The organism is Mesorhizobium sp. M2E.F.Ca.ET.209.01.1.1 (genome assembly GCF_004010375.2).
In the GTDB taxonomy this organism is placed as follows: Bacteria; Pseudomonadota; Alphaproteobacteria; order Rhizobiales; family Rhizobiaceae; genus Mesorhizobium.
In genome coordinates this window covers 1-397 of record NZ_SADP02000303.1, presented here as the reverse complement: position 1 = coordinate 397, position 397 = coordinate 1, and the positions used below count along the sequence as shown (strand labels likewise).

The window sequence follows — 397 nt, the reverse complement described above, 5'->3', positions numbered from 1 at the left end:
GCTGGGGCCAGGCCGCCGATGAATTCGGGCTGGGCCTGGACGAGGCAGTGTTCCTGCGCATGGTCGGCCTCGGCGACCGCGATTCGCACGCGCTGCTGCGCGCGCAGGGCATCGAGGACAGCGTGATCGATGCGGTGGCCGCACGTTGCCACGACCTGTATGAAGCACGTACGCAGACCGGGTTGCCGCTGCGTCCGGGCATCCTGGAACTGCTGGAGCTGCTGAAGGCACATGCGATCCCGCGTGCGGTGGCCACCACCACGCGGCAGCCGCGGGCCGGCCGCAAGCTGGCCGCTGCCGGCCTGCTGCCGTATTTCGATGCGGTGATCACCAGTGGCGACGTGGCGCGGCCGAAGCCGGCGCCGGACATCTACCTGCTGGCCGCGCAGCGGCTGGG

Annotated in this window: 1 protein-coding gene; it reads left to right on the top strand. The window is 71.0% G+C overall.

Annotated elements, in window-relative coordinates:
- The coding region (locus EN852_RS35755) for an HAD family phosphatase (protein ID WP_135879675.1) at positions 1-397 on the top strand (397 nt) is incomplete at both ends.